General features: G+C 66.4%; 18 protein-coding genes. 5 read left to right on the forward strand and 13 right to left on the reverse strand.

The window, feature by feature from the left end; translation table 11 throughout:
- Positions 1-61: 61 nt before the first annotated feature.
- From NBT82_RS01510 to NBT82_RS01540, 7 genes are all read right to left on the reverse strand, one after another.
- The gene (locus NBT82_RS01510) at positions 62-1168 is read right to left on the reverse strand and encodes a mandelate racemase/muconate lactonizing enzyme family protein (protein ID WP_251329828.1); all 1107 of its coding nucleotides are present in this window, start codon (positions 1166-1168) and stop codon (positions 62-64) included.
- Positions 1169-1261: 93 nt separating this feature from the next.
- On the reverse strand, positions 1262-2083 hold the full coding sequence (locus tag NBT82_RS01515; RefSeq protein ID WP_251329829.1) for a fumarylacetoacetate hydrolase family protein: 822 nt from the start codon (positions 2081-2083) through the stop codon (positions 1262-1264).
- Positions 2084-2111: 28 nt separating this feature from the next.
- Entirely contained in the window at positions 2112-2906 is a 795-nt protein-coding gene (locus NBT82_RS01520; protein ID WP_251329830.1) for an SDR family oxidoreductase, read from the reverse strand.
- 164 nt (positions 2907-3070) lie between these two features.
- Complete coding sequence (locus NBT82_RS01525) at positions 3071-4300, reverse strand: MFS transporter (protein WP_251329831.1); 1230 nt, start codon at positions 4298-4300, stop codon at positions 3071-3073.
- Positions 4301-4494: 194 nt separating this feature from the next.
- Positions 4495-5607, reverse strand: a complete 1113-nt coding sequence (locus tag NBT82_RS01530; RefSeq protein WP_251329832.1) for an amidohydrolase family protein — start codon at positions 5605-5607, stop codon at positions 4495-4497.
- Positions 5608-5644: 37 nt separating this feature from the next.
- A complete protein-coding gene (locus NBT82_RS01535; protein WP_251329833.1) occupies positions 5645-6007 on the reverse strand; it encodes a Rieske (2Fe-2S) protein in 363 nt (120 codons plus the stop codon).
- Positions 6004-7116 (reverse strand): amidohydrolase family protein, encoded by a 1113-nt coding sequence (locus NBT82_RS01540; RefSeq protein WP_251331322.1) that lies wholly within the window; start codon positions 7114-7116, stop codon positions 6004-6006. Before NBT82_RS01540 ends, NBT82_RS01535 begins: the two co-directional genes overlap by 4 nt.
- Positions 7117-7233: 117 nt before the next feature.
- On the opposite strand from NBT82_RS01540, the gene NBT82_RS01545 reads away from it, so the two are divergent.
- Positions 7234-8685 (forward strand): amidase, encoded by a 1452-nt coding sequence (locus tag NBT82_RS01545; RefSeq protein WP_251329834.1) that lies wholly within the window; start codon positions 7234-7236, stop codon positions 8683-8685.
- A gap of 21 nt (positions 8686-8706) precedes the next feature.
- Here the strand turns inward: NBT82_RS01545 and NBT82_RS01550 are convergent, their stop codons facing one another.
- Complete coding sequence (locus tag NBT82_RS01550) at positions 8707-9693, reverse strand: aminopeptidase (RefSeq protein WP_251329835.1); 987 nt, start codon at positions 9691-9693, stop codon at positions 8707-8709.
- Between the two features lie 33 nt (positions 9694-9726).
- A complete protein-coding gene (locus NBT82_RS01555; RefSeq protein WP_251329836.1) occupies positions 9727-10899 on the reverse strand; it encodes an MFS transporter in 1173 nt (390 codons plus the stop codon).
- 213 nt (positions 10900-11112) lie between these two features.
- Here NBT82_RS01555 and NBT82_RS01560 point away from each other — a divergent pair, with 213 nt between their 5' ends.
- The 4 genes from NBT82_RS01560 (at position 11113) to NBT82_RS01575 (ending at position 14394) form a co-directional block, all read left to right on the forward strand.
- Positions 11113-12252, forward strand: a complete 1140-nt coding sequence (locus tag NBT82_RS01560) for an acyl-CoA dehydrogenase family protein (RefSeq protein WP_251329837.1) — start codon at positions 11113-11115, stop codon at positions 12250-12252.
- Between the two features lie 165 nt (positions 12253-12417).
- Positions 12418-13257 carry an SDR family NAD(P)-dependent oxidoreductase gene (locus NBT82_RS01565; protein WP_251329838.1) on the forward strand — a complete coding sequence of 280 codons (840 nt, stop codon included), beginning with the start codon at positions 12418-12420 and terminating at the stop codon, positions 13255-13257.
- A 107-nt stretch (positions 13258-13364) separates the two neighbouring features.
- A complete protein-coding gene (locus tag NBT82_RS01570; RefSeq protein WP_251329839.1) occupies positions 13365-13754 on the forward strand; it encodes a cupin domain-containing protein in 390 nt (129 codons plus the stop codon).
- Positions 13755-13839: 85 nt separating this feature from the next.
- A complete protein-coding gene (locus NBT82_RS01575) occupies positions 13840-14394 on the forward strand; it encodes a carboxymuconolactone decarboxylase family protein (protein WP_251329840.1) in 555 nt (184 codons plus the stop codon).
- A 31-nt stretch (positions 14395-14425) separates the two neighbouring features.
- Here NBT82_RS01575 and NBT82_RS01580 read toward each other — a convergent pair whose 3' ends face one another.
- From NBT82_RS01580 to NBT82_RS01595, 4 genes are all read right to left on the reverse strand, one after another.
- Complete coding sequence (locus NBT82_RS01580; RefSeq protein ID WP_251329841.1) at positions 14426-15520, reverse strand: zinc-dependent alcohol dehydrogenase; 1095 nt, start codon at positions 15518-15520, stop codon at positions 14426-14428.
- Between the two features lie 219 nt (positions 15521-15739).
- Positions 15740-16078, reverse strand: coding sequence for an AtuA-related protein (locus tag NBT82_RS01585; RefSeq protein WP_251329842.1), 339 nt, complete (start codon positions 16076-16078; stop codon positions 15740-15742).
- Entirely contained in the window at positions 16071-17429 is a 1359-nt protein-coding gene (locus tag NBT82_RS01590) for an acyclic terpene utilization AtuA family protein (RefSeq protein WP_251329843.1), read from the reverse strand. Before NBT82_RS01590 ends, NBT82_RS01585 begins: the two co-directional genes overlap by 8 nt.
- Positions 17430-17524: 95 nt before the next feature.
- Positions 17525-18661, reverse strand: coding sequence for an acyl-CoA dehydrogenase family protein (locus NBT82_RS01595; protein WP_251329844.1), 1137 nt, complete (start codon positions 18659-18661; stop codon positions 17525-17527).
- Positions 18662-19287 lie beyond the last annotated feature (626 nt).

The raw sequence follows: 19287 nt of genomic DNA on the forward strand, positions 1-19287 counted from the left end.
CCGACGGAGCCGGGCGTGACGTCCCCCGGCGACGGAAGCCGGTGTCGAACGGTCGGCGCCGCTACACTCTGAACTCTTCGAGCGCGTCCTCGTCGAGTTCGACGCCGTGGCCCGGCGTATCCGGCAACTCGATCATCCCCTCGTCGTTCGGTCCGAGCGGATCCGCGACCACCTCGTCGAACACCTTCACGTCCATGTCGCGGTAGAAGTACTCGACGATCATCCCGTTCTCGACGGATCCAACCAGCGACGCGTGGAGGTTCCAGTTGTAGTGTGGGGCGATCGGTACGTCGTAGGCCGACGCGTACTTCGCGATCCGCAGCCACTCGGTGATCCCGCCACAGACCGTCGCGTCGGGCTGGAGGATGCCCGCCGCCCCCTGGTCGTACAGGTTGGCGAAGTCGTGTCGCGTCCCCTCCAGTTCGCCCGTGGCGACTGGGTAGTCGATGGCGTCGTTGACTTGTGCCATCGTTTCGACCCGATCGATCATGACCGGCTCTTCCATGAAGTAGGGGTCGTACGGTTCGAACGCCTTGCAGGCACGGATCCCCTCGGGTGCCGACGACCACACGCCGTTGGCGTCCAAAAACAGCGTCCGATCGGGGCCGATCTCCTCGCGGACGGCCTCGACACGCTCGACCTCCTCCGGGATGGACCGACGGCCGACCTTCATCTTCACGGCGTCGTGCCCCTCGTCCAGGTAGCGGTTGATCTCCTCGCGCAGCCCTTCGTGGCCCTTGTCGTCGCGGTAGTAGCCGCCGCTCGCGTAGGTCGGCACCGCGTCCGCGTGGGCGCCCAATAGTTTGTAGAGTGGCTGTTCGGCGGCCTTCGCCTTCAGATCCCACAGTGCGATGTCCACGGACGAGATGGCCCGCAGGAACAGTCCAGTCCGGCCGATCTGGATGTTCCCTTCGTACATCTCCTCCCACAGCCGCTCGGTATCGCGCGGGTCCTCCCCTTCGAGCGCCGGGGCGAGCCGGGATTCGACGGCGTCTGCCACCAGCTCCGCTGCCTCGTAGCCCAGCGAATAGCCGACTCCTTCGAGGCCGCTTGCGGTTCGAACGTGCGTGATCGCGTGGTCCCGGAAGTGGATCGTCCGGTTGGAAAACGATACGGGCGTCTTTAGGGGGATTTTGATCGGATACGACTCGATGGACTCGATCTCCATACCGAAAACGTCGGCAACCCGGATGATATAATTTTCCCATGGCGACCAGCCCAACGGCGGGGTTTCGTCGTCCTGACGGGAGGGCCCTGCCGTCTATCGGGTCACGGGTGCCTCGACCGAGCCGATCGATTCGACCGTCGCACGGACCTCGTCCCCGGGATCGATGGGCGCTGCACCGGGCGTTCCCGTGCTGAACAGGTCACCCGGTTCGAGGCTCATGACCTCCGAGTGGAACGAGACGATCTCTGCGGGCGGGAACAGCATGTTCCTGATCTCGTTTTCGGCCTCGACCTGCCCGTTCACCTCGGTCGCGACGCGGAGGTCCGCGAGGTCGAGCGGTTCGTCGGGGATCGCGAGAGCGTCGCCGGGGACGAGGAAACTGTCGAAGCTCTTGGCGCGCGTGAGAAAGCGCGGGTTCCGCTGGAGGATGTCCTCGGCGGTCATGTCGATGACCGGGAGGTAGCCGGCGACGACCTCCTCGACACGCTCCTCGGCGACGCCGTGACACGCCCGGCCCATGACGACCGCCAGTTCGGCCTCGGCGGTCACCCGCTCGCTTTGGGCTTTCGGGGGGAGCCGGATCGGTCCGCCCGGCCCGGTGAGCACCGTGTTCGGCTTCATGAAACTGGCCGGCTCGTCTGGGCGCTGTTCGTCGAGATCCCCCGCGTGTTCCTCGTAGTTGAGGCCGATGCCCCAGAGCTTCCCGAACCGTTCGAGCGGTGCGGCCAGTCGGAGGTCGTCCGCGGGGACCGGATCGGCCGGCGCGTCGGCCGGGGTGCCGAGCGTCCCTGCCGCCGCGCGCGGGAGCGCCTCGCGGACGCTCCCCAGATCCGGGTGGGCGGCACCCAGCGGGACGAACCCTTCCTCGTCCCCCAACAGCGGGCGCCCGTCGGTCGTGCGTGCCAGGTACTTCATCTCCGTTCACCCCGACCGCCGCAGGTGGTCATAGGTTCGCTCCCGTCGAACCGCCGTCGATGGTGATCGCCGTCCCGTTGATGTATCCCGACTTCGGCGACGAGAGGAAGGACACGGTGTTGCCCAGTTCCATCGGATCGCCGATCCGTTCGAGCGGGTTCGACGCCCAGTCGGCCAGTCCCTCCTCGTAGGAGTCGTAGTCGCCACGGTCGACCGCGGCCTCTACCAGATCCTGAATGCGGGCCGTCTCGTGAGGCCCGGGCAGCACCGCGTTGGCGCGCACTTCGGGGGCGAACTCCTTCGAGAGGGTCTTCTCTAGCCCGATCACGCCCATCCGCACCGAGTTCGACAGCACGAGGCTGTCGATCGCCTCCTTGACGCTCCGGGAGGTGATGGTGACGATGGTCCCGCCGTCGCCCGCCGCGAGGTGTGGCTGGGCCGCCCGCGCGAGGCGGACGACGCTCATCACGAGGAGGTCGTAGGCCTCGTACCAGTCCTCGTCGTCGATGTCGACGAACTGGCCGGACGGCGGCCCCCCGGCGCTGGTAACCAGGTGATCGAGTCGGCCGAACTCCTCGACCGCCGTCTCGACGAGTTGCTGGATGTCGTCCTCGTCAGTCAGATCGCCGGGCTGTGCCACGACGTCGACGCCGTCGGCGGCGACGGATTCGACGTCCTCCTGTGCCGCCGCGAGTCGCTCTTCGTCACGACCGTTGATCACGACGTCGACGCCTTCGCGTGCCAGTGCCTTCGCGGATGCCTTGCCGAGCCCGCTGGACGACGCCGTTACGAGTGCCGCGTTGCCGTCTATTTCCAGATCCATGTCGAATGCCTCCACACAGGGAGACCAAAAGGTTTCCCACGACGACACCTGATGCCGGTATCCGTCTCGGGCACCCCCCGTCCGACGGTCCCCCCCTCGACCGCCGGCGGGTCACACTCGCCGACAGCCACGTCGACGACTCTCCGATCGCGGGCACGAAGGCTCTAGGCGGCCGATGTGGTGCCCTCCGTCCCGGGCATCCGAAGCGAGAGGAGCGTGGCGACGGCACCGATGCCGGCAAGCAGGAAGAACGCCTCGTCGAAAAAGCCGGCGTCGGCGATCACCCCGACGACGGTCGGGAACCCGGCGCCGACGAGCATGTATCCGGACCGTATCGACCCGATTCCGATCCCCTGGATGTCGTCGTCGAGTGCTTCAGTGAGATACGTGAGCGTAACCGTCGCGTAGCCGAGAATGCTGCTCGCCATGACGGTGACGACGACCAGCGCGGGCAGTCCGTCGACGAAGGGGAGAAGCCCCATCGTCACGGTGATGACGGCGAACACGATCGGGAGGGCGCGCCCCGGTCCCAGCGTATCGTAGGCCGTCCCCGAGATCGGTCGCACCACGATACCGAGCGCGAAGAGCCCCCCGAACAGCACAGCCGCGGTGGTCGGCGTGATGCTCTTCATCTCGGCGAGATACGTCGGATAGAACGCGGTGAACGACTGCCAGATACAGTATCCGAGCGTCTGGACGGCTATCACGGTCGCGATCGCGGGGTCGCGCACCGCCTCGGTCACCCGCCGGAGCGTGGTCGCGAGCGTGGCCGTCTCCGCGGTGCCGCTCCCGTCGCCGGGCACGGCGACGTGAAGGCCGACGCCGGCGAGCAGGAACAGCGGCACCGCGAAGCCGAGCCCGACCTCCCAGGCGAACGTCGCGGCCAGGAGACTCCCCAGGGGCGGGAGCACGGAACTCCCGAAGTCGCCGGCGCTCTGGACCACCCCGACCGCCGTCCCGCCGCGATCCGGGTAGGTCGTCACGAGGAGCGTGAGGCGGGAGACGCCGTACAGTGCCGTCGCGAAGCCGAAGAGGGCGGTCCCGACGAACAGCGCGCCGACGGACCCCACCGTCACCACGAGCGCCAGCGTCACCGCGGAGACGGCGGTACTCGCGACGAGCAGGCGGCCGGAGCCGGCGCGGTCGTCGAGGAGTCCACCGGGGAGTTGGCCGAGCGCGTACGCCACCCACAGCGTCGTTATCAGGAGTCCGGCGGTCGTCAGATCGAGGCCAAAATCGGTCCGCAGGTACGGCAGGACGGCGGGGTAGACAAGCCGCACGCCGATCGAGAGAAACCACCCGCCACCGACGGCGACGAGCGTCGGTCCTCGACCCCCTCGCCACAGTTCCGCGGCGACGCGACGGATCTCTCCGGCCCGCCCACTGGCGCCCATTGGTGGCGCTGTTTCCGGCCGCATCATTATAGGCTTCGGTCACCCGACCCGGTGGACTCGTGGTCACGCCGCGGCCGGACGGCTGTCGGGAGCGCCGGCGTCCACGACGGCCGTGACCTCCGTCCGGAGCGATCCCCTCGGACACCGGCCGTCGGTAGACGCCGACGTGCCGAGCGTTCGCCCCGACCGGGGCGTCACAGGTCGAAGACCGAACGCGCCGTCCCCCCGTAGATGGCCGCCACCTCGTCGTCGTCGAACTCCGTCCCGAGCGACTGGTACAGCTGTTTCGTGGTGTCGAAATCCATGTGGGGCCAGTCGGACGCAAAGAGGAGGTTGTCGCTCCCGTTGAAGAGTCGGGCGACCCGTGCGATGTACTCGGGTTCGGCCGCGCCCTCGATGGGCTGGCTCGTGAAGTAGAACTGGTCGTCGATGTACTCCTGGGGGGATTTCTCGAGCATCGGCGCGTCCTCCCGCAACATCAGGTAGTGCTGTTCGTACCGTCGGATGAAGAACGGAATCCACCCCAGCCCCGCCTCCATGATGACGAACTCGAGGTCGGGATATTTGACCGGGATCCCCTTCGTGAGCATCGTCGAGAGGTGGAACATCTGTTCCGACGGGTGACAGCAGACCTTCGCGTCGAGGTAACGGTCGGTGCCACGCCAGTGTTGCGGGAAACTCCCGATGAGTCCGTTGATGCCGGGGTGCATCATCACCGGTAGTCCCGCGTCTTCGGCGGCCTCGTATATCGGATCGTACTTCTCCATTCCGAGCGGTGGCGACACGCCGGCACAGGGGAGCATGACGCTCGCGATCTTCGGCTCCGATGCGCGCCGGCGGATCTCGGCCGCGGCCAACTCGGGTTTCTGGGGGGCCACGACCGCCGCTCCGTGGAGCGTCGGGAGTTCGTCGAGGAACTGGTCGAGGATCCAGTCGTTGTAGGCGCTCGCGAGGGCCGCCGCGAGTTCGCCGTGGTGGACGAATCCCAGTTTCAGGTTACAGCCACCGGGCGTCAGGATCGCTCGATCCCGGTTCAACATCTCGTCGGCGGCGGCGATGTCCGCCACCGTGTTTGAAAACTCCAGTTGCGTCGTCGACCGTCCCGACTCGATGGCCGGGTTGAGAAACGCCGGCCCCGGGTAGTGGCCGCTGTACTTCCGGATGGTGTCCGCGTCGATACCCATCGACGCGAACGGGTCATCGATATACCCGACGAAGTCCTCTTCCTCTTCGAGCAGGTGGGCGTCACAGTCGACGACGGTCCCGTCTACCTCGTTGAGTTCGCTGAAGCGATCGGTGGAATGCATGGGCGTGTCTCGCTGTCTTCGTGATTTCGTTCGCTGGTTACACCGTGAGGACGACGTCGCCGTCCTCGGTCCGGACCGCGTACGATGGCAGGCGAGCCTCGTCGACGCGACACTCGCCCGACGTGACGTCGAACTCCCAGCCGTGCCAGGGACAGGTCAACACCGTCCCCTCTGCGACCCAGTCGCGGTCGACGGTGAGCGTCTCGGGGTCGAAGGTCGCTTCGAGCGTCCCGCTGAGTTCGCCCTCACAGATCGGCCCACCCTGGTGTGGACACCAGTTCGCGTACGCGTAGTACGCGCCGTCCCGGTTGAATACGGCGACTTCCCGGCCGTCGACCTCGACGAGGAGACGACTCCCCTCCGGAAAGTCCTCCTCGGCGGCGACGACGTGGTCGGTCATCGCGGAACCCCGAACACCTCCCGCGCGTTGCCGGCGAGGATCCGATCCTGTTCTGCCCGCGAGAACGGCGCGAGGTACCGATCGACCAGCGCCGATGGGCTGTCGAAGTCGTAGTGGGGATGGTCCGTCGAGAACATGAGCATCTCCGGGCCGACCATCTGCAGGAGTTGGTGCATGTGGCGCCGGTCGTTCGGTTCGCCGATCGGTTGGGTCCCGATGTAGAACGACTCCCGGAGGTACTCCTCGGGCGTTCGTTCGAGAAGTGGCGCCCAGTCACGCCGCTGCTTGTAGCCGCGGTTCAGACGGCCGATCATGTACGGTATCCAGCCGATCCCCGCCTCCAGAAACACGAAATTGAGGTCGGGGAACTTCTCCGGGACGCCCTGATAGATCATGCTCGTGAGATGCAACATCTGGGAGAACGGATGTGACAGCGTCCGAACGGCCAGCCAGTTCTCGAGGTCCCGAACCAGCGTCGGGAAGTCCCACTGCACGGCCGCGCCGGAGAACCCGTGGGTGACGATCGGTAGATCGTTGTCCTGGGCCGCCTGGTACAGGACGTCGTACCGCGGGTTGCCGAGCGGTTTGTCGGGGCCGCCGCTCTCGATGAACGCCCCGACGATCTGCCGTTCGGAGCCCATTCGGTCCAGTTCTTCGGCCGCTTTGTCGGGCTCCGTCGTCGCGACCGTACAGAGCCCGTAGAAGTGGTCGTACTCGTCCAGAAACCGGTCGAGGAGGACGTCGTTTGCCGCCTTCATCTCCGCTCGTGCCCGCTCCCTCGGGAGGTGGTCCACGAACGAAGGCGCCGTGTTGAGGATCGGGTAATCGACGCCCAGTTCCTCGCAGACCGGCTGCTGGACGTGTGCGTCCGGTTCCGTCACGGGCATCGTATGCGCACTGTCCTTGCCGGGTGTCTCGCCGACCCAGTGGTGGCCCGGGTAGGCGAACCTGAACCCCTGTGCCGTGTCCGGATCCAACCGCGTCCGATACGGTTCGGGCAGCCGCTGTGCGACCGCCCGTTGCATGTCCGGGTGAACGTAGTTGACGTGAACGTCCGTGTCGACGATGGTGAGTTCGCTCTCGTCGCCGTCGGGATCGGAACTGTGCATGTTATTCACTACCAGTACTCGTACTGGTCCCCCACGTGATATTAATATTATCCCGGCGAGCGTGCGACGGACTCGATCGGCGACACGGTTATGCCGGCGGGCACGAGCATAGGCGACATGGTCGACGACGCCTCTTGGGAGCGGGCGCTCCACGGACTGGCCGGCGAACTCGGGATGCCAGTCGACGGCGGGGTCGAATCGGGGGCACTCGCGTACGCCCGGGAACTGCACGCCGCAATCGACGACCTTCCGGACGAGGCAGGTGATGCCCCCGATCCGGCGGGGGCACGGTCCGACGACGAGTACAACGCGTTCCTTGCCGTGTACGACGAACCCCGCACGACGGAGTCGAGCGGCACCCTCGACGGGGTGTCGATCGCTATCAAGGACAACATCGCCGTCCGGGGGCTCACGATGACGTGTGGATCGACCGACCTCTCGTATGTCCCGTCGTTCGACGCGACGGTGGTCGAACGGCTGCTCGACGAGGGCGCACGCGTCGTGGGGAAGGCGAACATGGACGCGTTCGCCTTCGGCCCGGCCGGCGAGTGGAGCGAGTTCGGTCGCGTTCACAATCCGGTGGCGCCGGGGCGGGTTCCCGGCGGCACCTCGAGCGGGAGCGGTGTCGCCGCCGCCGCCGGCCTCGTCGACGCGGCGCTCGGGACGGATACGGGCGGGAGCGTCCGCGTCCCCGCGGCGTGCTGTGGCCTCGTCGGCGTAAAGCCCTCACACCACCTGGTCTCCCGGTACGGGGTCGTGGGGAACATGCCGTCGACGGACACGGTCGGGCCGCTGGCGCCCGACGTCGAGACGGCCACCCGGGTGCTGGACGCCATCGCCGGCCCCGACCCGCGCGATCCGGCCTCGGTGCGTCCCGACGCCGGCCCGATCGCCCACTCCCTCGGTGCCTTCGACTCGATACGGGTCGGCGTCGTCGAGTCCACGTTCGACCTCGTGGACGATCCGGTCGCGGACGCGATGGCCGGGGTCGCCGACGCACTCCGTGGCACCGAGGGGATCACCGTGACGCCCGTCCCGGTCGAAATCCCCGAGACGGTCGAATACGCCTACTCGCTCATGTACGGGGCCGAGTACGCGTGGCTCGTCGAGCAGTCCTTCGCCACGCGCGGTGACGGGCCAAGGGCCGATCCGGAATGGCTGCGGGCGTTCGCGTCGCCCCCGTTCAACACTCACGTCGCCGAGCGCGTTCTGCCCGGGGCGCTCGTGGATCGGCTGACGGACGGCCGCTCGTACGCCGCTGCCCGCCGCGAGGCCGCCGACTTCACCGACCACCTGACCGAGCAGTTCGAGCACGTCGACGTCCTCCTCACCTCCACGCTTCGGACGCTCCCTCCCGAGTACGGCGCGATCCAGTCCGCCGAAGACGGGCTGAAGTACTCGCTGTGCAAACCGTTCAGCCTCACCGGCCTCCCCGCCGTCTCGGTCCCTGCGGCGACGGTCGAGGGGCTGCCGGTCGGTGCGCAGGTGATCGCCCCGATGTTCGAGGACGGACGCGCGCTGCAGTGTGCGCGGGCGATCGAACGCGTCACTGAGGGTGGCGACGCGTAACCGACCGGCGGCGGCCGCGCATTACGGGGGCGAAAAGAACGTGAACTCGCCGTCCTCGAGGACGACCTCGTCGTCGAGTCGTAACGTCGGGTCCGACATCATCGCGTCGAAGTGTACGGGCGCTTGGGTCGTCCCCCCGAGCGTGCTGCTCGTCCCGATGCCCACGTGGACGCTGCCGAAGACGCCGTGCTCGTTCGAGAACCAGCCGTTGAACGACGTACACTCGGGGTTCATTCCCACGGCGAGTTGTGCGATGTTGTAGACGGCCGGATCGTCGTGTGCCGCCCAGACCTCGGCGATCCGCTCGGCCTCGTCGCCGCCCTCGACGGTCGTGACCGCCCCGTCTTCGACCTGCATGCTGACCGGCTCCGACAGGACGCCGATGTCGAGGTTCGGGATCGACCCGTCGAAGACCAGCCGTCCCTCGGCCTGTCCCTCGACGGGTGAGACGTTCGCCTCGATGTTCACCGCGGCGGTGAACTCGCCGGGCGAATCCGCGATCCCGGGGTGGGCGTTGCCCGGCCGACCGCTGAGGTCGAAGGTGGCGTCGGTTCCGGACGGGCTCGTGAGGTGGGCCTCGTCGGCCTCCCCGAGTTTGGCCGCCATCTCCTCGCAGTGGGGTTGCATCGCCTCGTAATCGGCGTAGAGTCCGCCCGTCACGAGCTGTTCCGGGGTGTGTTTGACCAGGCTGATGACCCGCACGCCGTTGGCCAGTGCCTCCTGTGTCGGTTCAGAATGGGTGATCGAGCGATGGACGGGGGTGATGACGACGTCGGGCTCCTGCATCGCCGCGGCGACGGTCTCGGGCGGTGCGTTTCCGTCGTACTCGCGGGGGTCCATGAGCGTCATCGATACCTCGGCGTCCAAGTTTCGCGCTGCGGCGGCGACACGTTCGGCCACGGTGGCGGTCCGCCAGTCGCCGACCACCAGGACGCGTTCTCCGGGCTCGATCGCGGCACACGTCTCCGCGACGACGTTCGCTCCGTTCATCTCCTCGATGGATCGCATGGGTGCAATTGCATCAAACTATATTTAACAGTTTCACCGCTGCTGGGCGGAGCGAACCAGTATCACGAGCGTCCCGACGGTGAGGACTCCGGCGACAAGACCGTACGCGACCCCCCACCCGGCCGCGTCGACGACCGTGCCGACGATCAACGGACTCAGCGAACCGAGCGTCATGAAGGTGGACCGAAACAGTCCGAACCCGACGCCTCGTTCCTCGGAGTCGAGTCGATCCAGCGCCCGGGAGTGGATAGACGGTCCACCGCTCATGGCCGCGCCGATGAGGACCGTCGCGGCGACGACGACGGGGAACGAGTCGGTGACGACGATGAGTCCGAAGTTGCTCACTCCGACGAGAAAGACGGCGGCGATCGCCGGATCGCGCCCGATCCGGTCGGATATCGCGCCAGTCACCGGCTGTGCCACGGCGACGGTCACGAAATAGGCCGAAAAGAGAATCCCCGCCGTACCGACGGTGAGACCGTGATAGGCGACGAGGAACGTCGGAAGGAACGACAGCGTGGCCTGGACGGAGAACTCGTGGGCGACGGCGACGGCAGTCGTCGTCAGCAACCCGGGTCGAGTCCCGAAGTCGGCGAACGTCCGCAGGTCCACCAGTTCTCGAAGCGAAGCGCCAGCGTTGACCGGTGGGGTGGAGCCGAGGAGGGTCGACACGAGCGCCGCCGCCGTCGCCACGAGCCCCGCGGCAAAGAGGAACGCACTCCGCCAGCCGGCGACGGAGAGGAGAACGGCGACGACCATCGGTGCGAGAAAGCCGCCGAGATTCGACCCCGCTTCGTGGAGGCCGATCGTTCGGCCGATGTCGTCGAACCGGCGCGATAGCAGGGCGGCCGAGACCGGGTAGTACACGCCCGCTCCGATACCCAAGAATCCGATACAGACGGCGACGACGATAAACGACGGCGAGACCGCGATCAAGAGACTCGCGAGTAGCGTGGCGCCGAGCGTGCCGACGATGACCCGGCGCTCGCCGAACCGATCGCCGAACACGCCGCCGGGGAGCTGAACGAGCGAATAGGTGAGCCACATGCCGCTTATCGCTGCGCCGACGAGGCTCGTGGAGACGGCGAATACGTCGATGAACTCGGGGACGAGTGGACTGACGGCGATCTGGGTAAACCGCACCGAAAAGAACGCGGCCATCAGGACGCCGAGCGTCGTATGTCGAGTCCGCCACCGATTTCGCATCCTACGCAGTCCGGACATCTATCGAATCGATGTAGCCGTGACCGAGCGATCGAAGTGGTCGAACATCGCTATCGTTACCCCTCTATTCCGTGGGACCGGGTCGGTTGCCGAACTTCGGCCCGACTGCCACTTAACGCTGCTGTCCGCCTCCACCGTCGGGTCCAGGGACGGCCCCCGAGGTATATAACTCCGCGCGCCCACCCCCACGTACCGATGCTCTCGTATACGGACGAGCAGCGAATGCTGTTCGACACGGCGCGCGGGATGGCCGAAGACGAGTTCGCCGCCGACGCGTTCACGTGGCAGGGGGAACGCCCCGTCGAGAACGTGGAACTGCTGATGGATCGGGGCTTTTTCGGGATCAACTTCGATCCGGAGTACGGCGGCGGCGGAATGACCGAGTTGGAGGCGCTCCTGTTGATCGAAGCGATCGGTCGCGTTTGTCCCGACACCGCCCGCACGATTCACACCCAGCATTTCGTGGCGCCCCACAGCATCCACCGACTCGGCACCCACGAAGCGAAAGAGAAGTACCTCCGGCCGCTTCTGGAGGACGGCGAGTTCGTCTGCTTTGCCGTCTCCGAACCGCAGGCTGGCTCCGATGTGAACGCGATGGACACCTCGGTCTCCGAGGAGGACGGTGGGCTCGTACTGAACGGCGAAAAGATGTGGGTGAGCGGCGGTGGCGAGGCCGAGGCGGCGGTCGTCTGGGCGCGGTTCCCGGAGGGGTTGGGGTCGGTCGTCGTCGACATGGACGCGCCGGGCGTCGACGTCTTCCGGGAGGACGTCAACATGAGCGACCACAGGCAGGCACAGATCCGGTTCGACGACGTCGAGATTCCGGAGATCGACGTCCTCTCCCGCGGCAAACGGGAGTTCGTCGAACAGGTCAAGGCGCTCAACTGGGAGCGGATCAGCGCCGGAGCGATGTCGAACGCCAAGGCCCTGTGCGCGCTCGATCGGTCGCTCGAGTACGCCCAGCACCGCGTCCAGTTCGACCAGCCCATCGCCGACTTCCAGGGGATCGAATGGAAGTTGGCCGACATGGCGACGAAGATCGAAACCTCGCGGGCGCTGACGCATGTCACCACCGCCCGAGGGCTCGAACGCGAGGACGGCGTTCCGGACAGACTCCACTCGTCGATGGTCAAACTGCAGGCCGCACGGATGGTCGACGACGTCGTCGACCAGGCATTACAGATCCACGGGGCCAACGGCTACGAACGGGGCCATCCGATCGAACAGCTCTACCGGATCGGACGGCGCTGGCGGATCGCCGGTGGGACCGACGAGATACAGAAAAACGGCATCGCCTCCGTCCTCAAGGACGACGGACTGGACGCGCTGTACTGAACGTCCGGTTCGCCGGCGGACGCTCCGGATGGTCGACCGGTTCGGGAAACGAGTCGACGCTGTCTGCGGTGTGGACGTCGAGACATACTCCTCTCACCGGCGTGACTGCCATCGACAGTCTCTTACCCGCGAGCGACGATGCAACGTGCAACGTTGACAACCGACATGAGCTCCGAAGAGATCGAGGAGACGGTCGAGCGTGTGCGGGAAGCGAGCAAACGAGGCGATTTGGACGGGAAGGTCGCGATCGTCACCGGGGCCGGCACCCGTGGCGGCGAGGGCGTCGGGAACGGTGCGGCGACGGCGATCCTCCTCGCCAGACAGGGGGCGACGGTGACGCTGGTCGACAAGGAACCCGAGTACATGGAGATCACCGAACGCGTCATCGAGGAGGAGGGTGGCGACTACCTCTCCCTGGAGGGTGACGTCACCGATCCGGACGACTGTCGACGGATCGTCGAGGAGACGGTGTCCCGGTTCGGTTCGCTCCACGTCCTCCACAACAACGTCGGCGGTGGCGCGCCCCGGGAGAGCGTCGAGAAGGCGAGTTCCGACACGTGGGAGGCGTCGCTCTCGATAAACCTGATGAGCGCCGTCTCGATGTCGAAATACGCCGTTCCTCACATCAGGGACAGTGGCGGTGGATCGATCATCAACGTCTCCTCGACGACTGCCTTGCGCCCGAAACGTGACGGCTCCTCGGCCCCGTACACGACGACGAAATCGGCCATGATGGGGCTCACCCGGGCGATGGCCCGGGACCACGGTGACGATCGGATCCGGGTGAACTGTCTCCTTCCGGGACTGATCTGGACGCCCGGCATCGCGCGCCACCTCGCCGACGAGCGGGAGAAACGCAAGGAGGCCACCCCCTACGCTCTCGAGGGTAGTCCGTGGGACGTCGGCTGGACGGCGGTCTTTCTCGCCAGCGATCGGTCGCGGTTCATCACGGGGGCGGCGATCCCCGTGGACGGGGGGCTCCTCCTCACGGCGGCCGACCACTGATCCGGGTGCGAGCGCCGCTCGTTTTCCGCCGGACCGTCTCGCCGCCCCCCGGAGTCCCTCCGTGGGGCCACCTCCACTTTTTTCAACGATCGCTCCGACCGGGGACCATGGTCAGACATTACCACTCGGAGCGAGTCCCTGCCGTCTACAACGAAGAGGACATCCCGAAACACGACCGCAGTGGTGGCGCGACGCAGTGGTATTTCAGGGGGTTCGAGACGCTGATGGGGATCACGAACATCCCCCCGGGATCGGCGGAGGAGATTCACTCCCACCCCTGGGAACAGATCGTGTTCATGCTCGACGGGTCGTGCCGGTTTCACGTCGACGGGGAGACGAAACACCTCGAAGCGGGAGACGTACTGGTGGTCCCTCCCGAGGTCGAACACGGCATCGAGGAACAAGACGAGTCCGGCAAACTGCTGTTCACCGGTCCGCTCCGAGAGGACATGGCACGGCTCACGGAGTATCAAGAGGAGTTCGTGAGCTACGACTGACCGCCCCCTGCCGGCGTGGGGACGACGGGGTCGTTCCCGGGGACACGCACTAAGGATTATTACGGGTCCATCCGTCTTCGGTCCCATGCAGGGCGAGACCGACAGACTGCCGTTTATCACGGAGCGGGATCAGCTACCCGCGGACCAGCACGAACACTACGACCGCATCGCGGACACGCGCGGGCACGTCATCGGGCCGTTCGGCGTGCTGTTGAACAGCCCGCCCGTCGCCGGACTGATCGGGGATGTGGGGACGTACGTTCGCTTCGAGAGCGTGCTGTCCGGTGACGAACGGGAACTCATCATCCTCACCGTCGCCCGCGAGTTCGGCTGTCGGTTCGAGTGGGTGGCCCACGAACCGCTGGCCCGCGAGGCGGGCGTCGACGACGCGGTCATCGAGGCGGTGCTCGACGACGACCCGGTCGACGGGCTGTCGGATCCGGCGGCGCTCATCGTCGAATACGTCCGGAGCCTCCTCCGTGACAACGCCGTCCCGACGCCGCTGTTCGAACGGGCCAAGGACCACTTCGGAACGAGAGGGATCACCGACGCGACCGCCACCATCGGGTACTACAGCATGCTCGCGTATATCCTCAACGCGTTCGAGGTGGTGCCGGAGGACGGGTCGTCCCCGTGGTGAGTGACTCGATATAAGGGGCGACGCGTCGCCGTCAGTCGGGGTAGAGCGCCGCATGAATGATGTCCGGATCGAACGCGTCGCCGGCCAACTGACGCTGGATGGCGGTGTCGGCTTCGGAGACAGGGAACGTGTGTGTGTTGATTCGCGCCACGTCTTCGGCGTGGGCTTCGACCAGTTCCATCGCGGGTTCGACGTCGAGTGCCTGTCCCCGCCCGCCGATGATGCTGATCTCGTCGCGCACGATCCGGTCCGTTTCGATCTCGGTGGCTTCGCCGACGATCCCGGGTAAGACGAGGCGCCCGAGCGGAGCGACGAGGTCGAGTCCGAGTTCGACGGCCCGCGAGTCCGGGGCCGCGACGACGACCACCTCCGGCCCCTCACCGTCGGTTGCCTCGTCGACGACGGCCTCCGGGTCCTGCTCGTCGATGGTGACCGTGTGGGTCGCGCCGAGGTCCTCGCCGAGCGCCAGTCGGTCGCCGTCGGACGCGAGTCCCAGCAGGACGACCGGATCCGCACCCGCTTCGGCCGCGACGAGCACCGTCGAGAGCCCCTGGGCTCCCGGACCGATGACGACGACGTCGTCGGTCGGGCCGACCTCCCCTTTGGTGTGGGCCCACCGGACGCCGTTCCCGATGACGGTCCCGAGACACGCCGCTTCCGGGGGAACCTCCTCGGCGACGGGGTGGAGCTTCGAGTTCCGATGGAGATACATGTACTCGCCGTACCCGCCCCAGAGGTGCGGTGGCTGGTCGGCGGTCATCGTCACGCCGTAACAGCGACCCTCGTCGCACATGTGGTAGTTACCACGCTGGCAGTTCCGGCACGCGTAACAGGGAATGTACGGCTCCGGAACGACCCGGTCACCGAGCGACACGCCGAAGCGATCGAGCGCGTCGTCGCTCGCCTCGACCACCCGCCCGACCACCTCGTGGCCGAAGACGACCGGATAGTACGTGCTGTACCCCTTTCCCTGATAGCGGCCGATGTCGGACCCACAGACGGACGTCATCTCCACTTCGAGCAGTCCGCCGCCCGTCTCGGACACGTCGGGCACGTCGAAGGACTGCATCTCGAGTGCTTCGGGCGCCGTCAGGACCATCGACTCCGTTCGGTTCGGTAGCTCCATGGCGTGAGGGTGGATTCTACACCCTGTTCAATTTTCCGTAACGAATCTGTCAGGTCGTGTGGTGTTGCGGTCGGGGTCTCGGGACACACCACGGTAGCCTTACGACAGCGTACAGACGAGGTGACGGGTAGCGAACGCACGGAACGGGTCTCGCTGTCGAACGCCTCTTCGCGGAACGCGAGTCGCCCCCGACGTCGTCCGCTCCCCCCGTCCGCCGGGTCACCGTCGGTCGGGGATCCCGATACCCAAGAGGAGATAGGAGAGCGACTTCCCGTGTGCGTCCTGACACAGCGTGGTCGTCACGTCGCCGGCCGCCCTGTCCGAGACGACGAAGTTGAACGCGCGCAACTGCGGCAGGTCGTACCGCGTCACGTCCCCCTTGATCAGCGGACCGAACGCGTCGGCGACTCGCTCCTCGGTGAGCACGGCCGCGAGGACGTCGAACGCCTCGTCGTCGTCGGCGACGACCGCGACGTTCACGTCCCGTCCCTTGTCGCCGGCGCGGGCCGCTGCGATGTCCCGAACGGTGCGCGTGCCGTCGTGGTCGGCGTCACTCATCGACGCTCACCGCCGGTTCGACCGCGCTCCGGGCCAGCAGCGTCGAGACGATCCCGACGTTCCGGCGGACGTCCATACTGGCGCCGCCGCCGCCCGCGGGGCCGTTCGTATAGAGGCGTTCGACCTCGCGTGCGACGGCGCGCGCGTCGCTCTCGGCGTCACACTTCCCGGCCACGCGAAGGCGGACCTCGTACGGATCGTCCGCCCGTTCGCGTCCGGTCGTGCCGTGAAGCGCGTCCACGCCGACGTAGTCGACCCGAAGCTCCCGGGGATCGACGCCGACCGTGTCGAGGCGGGTCCGGACGACGTCCGCCGCGAGTTCGGCCCGCTCGAGCGCGTTCTGGCCCGCGTACGACAGTTCACCGACGCCGATCCATCCGTCGTCGTAGCTCACGTTGACTTTCAGCGTCTCGGTGCGAGGGGCGGCGGTCGCCCCGGAGACGGCGATCCCGGCGACCGGTTCGCCGTCCACCGCCCGGTCGACCGGTTCGAGCGTCACGCCACCGAAATCCGCGACGGCGTCGGGCGTGACATACCGCGCCGGATCGGCCGTCTCGTACAGCAGTTGCTCCGTGCAAGTGGCCTCGGTGACGCGCCCGCCGGTCTCCGGCAAACTGTGCACGCTGGCGCTCCCCTCGCGGGCCACCGTCGCGTACGGGAATCCGAGACGACCCAAGTCGGGCACCTCCTTGCGGCCCGGGTCGGCGAAGTACCCGCCGGTGAGTTGTCCGGCACACTCCAGCAGGTGGCCGATGGCGATGCCCTGTCCGACGGCGACGGGAGACTCGAGCGCGGAGGGTGACCACCCGAACTCGTGAACCATCGCCGAAAGGAACAGCGAGGGGTCCGCGATCCGTCCGCCGATGACGATATCCGCCCCCCGCTCTAGGGCCTCGACGACGCCGTCGACACCGAGGTACGCGTGCGCGCCGACGGCTCTGTCGCGATAGTCGGCCACGGCCTCGTCGCCGAAGGTTTCGTCGTCGAAGGCGTCGAACCCGTCCGTGACGTCGGACCCCGTGACGCTCGCGACGGTCAGCGACGCGTCGCAGTCGTCGACGACTGCCCGCGCCGCGGCCGTCGCCCCCGCCGGATCGGCGGCCCCCATGTTGGTGATCACCGTGACGTCGTGTTCGATGCAGTGTGGGATCACTCGCTCGATCCGCTCTTCGAGGAGTTCGTTGTAGCCGACGCCACCCCCGCGCTGCCGGTACTCGGCGAGCGCGATGGTCCGTTCGGCGAGACACTCGAAGACGAGATAGTCGAGGTCGGCATCCCGGGCCAGTTCGACCGCGGGTTCGATCCGGTCACCCGCGTACGCCGCTCCCGCTCCGATTCGGACGCTCTCCATGGCTCGTCACGTCGCCATCCACTCCTATAGCTGTTCCCACGGACACCGGCACGGGGACCCCTACGGGCGCCGGCGGGACGGCGCCCGCCTCGCGCTCAGAAGAGCGCCGACGTCCCCTCGTCGGCGAGGACGTCGGCGATGTTGTTTCGCTGGATCTCGTCGGTTCCGCCGGCGAGACGCCAGCGCCGGGCCACCCGATAGAGATACTCGATCGGATTCCCGCGCTGGTAGCCCTGGGCGCCGTGAACCTGGAGCGCTTCGCTGGCGACAGTTTCGACCATGTTCGCGGAGAACAGCGCGAGCATGGCGGCGTGCATCCGCTCGGGTGAGCCGCCCCGTTCCACGGCGTTGCGCGTGACGGTGTACGTGAGCGCTCGCGAGGCCTCGAGTTGGGTCACGGCATCGGCGAACTTCCACTCGATCCCCTGGAACTCGCCGATCTTCTGCCCGAACTGCTCCCGTTCCTGTGCGTAGTCGAGGGCCAGGTCGATCGCACAGGCTGCCTGTGCGTTCGCGATCGCCGCACACCCGACGCGGTCCCAGTTGATCGCGTCGATCTGTTCGAGGAATCCATCTCTCCCCCGTGCGAGAACGTCTTCCTCCGGAACGAACGCGTCGTGGATCTCGAACCGAGTCTGCTCCTGACCGGCCATGTTCTCGTATCGGTTGACGATCTCGATGTCCGCGGTCTCGAAGTCGACGACGACCGAGCCGAGACCGTCGTCGAACTTCGTCCACACGACGGCCGCTGCCGCCTTGGATGCGTTGCCGACCCACGTCTTCTCGCCGTCGACGACGACCCCGCCGTCGACGTCCTCGGCGGTGGTCTCTATGGCGGATACGTCCGATCCCGCACCCGGTTCGGAGATGGCAAACGCAATGAACTCGTTGTCCTCCGTCACCAGTGGCAGATACTTCTCCTTGGCTGCGTCCGTCCCCAGATGGTTGATCGATCGCGGCGCAGTGAAGTGTTGATTGTGCGTGAGGTAGCCGGTGTCTGGACACACGCGGCCGACCGTCTCCACCAACAACATCGCCTCGAAGTCGGAGAGTCCCCGTCCGCCGTACTCCTCCGGGAGGTTCACGCCGTAGAGCCCGGCCTCCCGCAAGGTTTCGATGTTATTCCACGGGACATCACCCTCCCACGTGTACGCCTCGTCCGCGAACTCCCGTTCGGCCAGAGTCCGAACCTCGTCTACGAACTCCCGCTGGTCGGTGGTGAGCAGTTGCATTCGCCTCTCCGGTTCGGGCTCCTCGGTATAAAATCACGCGGCGCTCGGGGTGACGACGGCTCCCGCTCCCCTCGCGTGCGTTCCCGGACAACGGTGGCGACCAGCGACGTCGACACGGTTTCCACCGCCCGGCTCGCCGGCTCTCGTCGACCCGCTTGCTCGGCTCCTCGAAGGCCGAACTGTATCGAAAAATTATATGTAGAATATAATTTATATTTGAGACTGAGCGAGAGATAGACGAAGAGACGATTCAGACCGATATAACGTCGCATGTTTCATCTTTTTCCGGACACGAGTCGACAAAATATGAACGTAATTGGGAAGAGCTATTCGATGTATGTATCGAATTTCCTGTGCATAGCGTGATCGCCCGAATTCGTCGAGTGTATCGAAACAGCCGTTATCGGACGACTAAACCGCTGTAACTCGAGATCGTTACAGGGCGGTAGATCCTGGCGTCTCCGATGTCTTATTACAATATATATTATTTTTCTCGAAAATAATAATGATTCTGTCACACATGTATTCTCAGCTAGCGGTCGTGGTGGTCGCCGAACCTTGAGGCGGCACCCCCACAGGGAACGCGTACGACCGGAGCGGAACATGGGGGTGATTGCTCCCGTCGT

Origin of the sequence: Haloplanus sp. HW8-1, assembly GCF_023703795.1 — an archaeon.
In the GTDB taxonomy this organism is placed as follows: domain Archaea; phylum Halobacteriota; class Halobacteria; order Halobacteriales; family Haloferacaceae; genus Haloplanus; species Haloplanus pelagicus.

What these genes read in the sequence shown, in the direction of transcription:
- NBT82_RS01510 (WP_251329828.1), bottom strand. Translation starts at nt 1,168, where the DNA reads ATGGAGATCGAGTCCATCGAGTCGTATCCGATCAAAATCCCCCTAAAG.
- NBT82_RS01515 (WP_251329829.1), bottom strand. Translation starts at nt 2,083, where the DNA reads ATGAAGTACCTGGCACGCACGACCGACGGGCGCCCGCTGTTGGGGGAC.
- NBT82_RS01520 (WP_251329830.1), bottom strand. Translation starts at nt 2,906, where the DNA reads ATGGATCTGGAAATAGACGGCAACGCGGCACTCGTAACGGCGTCGTCC.
- NBT82_RS01525 (WP_251329831.1), bottom strand. Translation starts at nt 4,300, where the DNA reads ATGGGCGCCAGTGGGCGGGCCGGAGAGATCCGTCGCGTCGCCGCGGAA.
- NBT82_RS01530 (WP_251329832.1), bottom strand. Translation starts at nt 5,607, where the DNA reads ATGCATTCCACCGATCGCTTCAGCGAACTCAACGAGGTAGACGGGACC.
- NBT82_RS01535 (WP_251329833.1), bottom strand. Translation starts at nt 6,007, where the DNA reads ATGACCGACCACGTCGTCGCCGCCGAGGAGGACTTTCCGGAGGGGAGT.
- NBT82_RS01540 (WP_251331322.1), bottom strand. Translation starts at nt 7,116, where the DNA reads ATGCACAGTTCCGATCCCGACGGCGACGAGAGCGAACTCACCATCGTC.
- NBT82_RS01545 (WP_251329834.1), top strand. Translation starts at nt 7,234, where the DNA reads ATGGTCGACGACGCCTCTTGGGAGCGGGCGCTCCACGGACTGGCCGGC.
- NBT82_RS01550 (WP_251329835.1), bottom strand. Translation starts at nt 9,693, where the DNA reads ATGCGATCCATCGAGGAGATGAACGGAGCGAACGTCGTCGCGGAGACG.
- NBT82_RS01555 (WP_251329836.1), bottom strand. Translation starts at nt 10,899, where the DNA reads ATGCGAAATCGGTGGCGGACTCGACATACGACGCTCGGCGTCCTGATG.
- NBT82_RS01560 (WP_251329837.1), top strand. Translation starts at nt 11,113, where the DNA reads ATGCTCTCGTATACGGACGAGCAGCGAATGCTGTTCGACACGGCGCGC.
- NBT82_RS01565 (WP_251329838.1), top strand. Translation starts at nt 12,418, where the DNA reads ATGAGCTCCGAAGAGATCGAGGAGACGGTCGAGCGTGTGCGGGAAGCG.
- NBT82_RS01570 (WP_251329839.1), top strand. Translation starts at nt 13,365, where the DNA reads ATGGTCAGACATTACCACTCGGAGCGAGTCCCTGCCGTCTACAACGAA.
- NBT82_RS01575 (WP_251329840.1), top strand. Translation starts at nt 13,840, where the DNA reads ATGCAGGGCGAGACCGACAGACTGCCGTTTATCACGGAGCGGGATCAG.
- NBT82_RS01580 (WP_251329841.1), bottom strand. Translation starts at nt 15,520, where the DNA reads ATGGAGCTACCGAACCGAACGGAGTCGATGGTCCTGACGGCGCCCGAA.
- NBT82_RS01585 (WP_251329842.1), bottom strand. Translation starts at nt 16,078, where the DNA reads ATGAGTGACGCCGACCACGACGGCACGCGCACCGTTCGGGACATCGCA.
- NBT82_RS01590 (WP_251329843.1), bottom strand. Translation starts at nt 17,429, where the DNA reads ATGGAGAGCGTCCGAATCGGAGCGGGAGCGGCGTACGCGGGTGACCGG.
- NBT82_RS01595 (WP_251329844.1), bottom strand. Translation starts at nt 18,661, where the DNA reads ATGCAACTGCTCACCACCGACCAGCGGGAGTTCGTAGACGAGGTTCGG.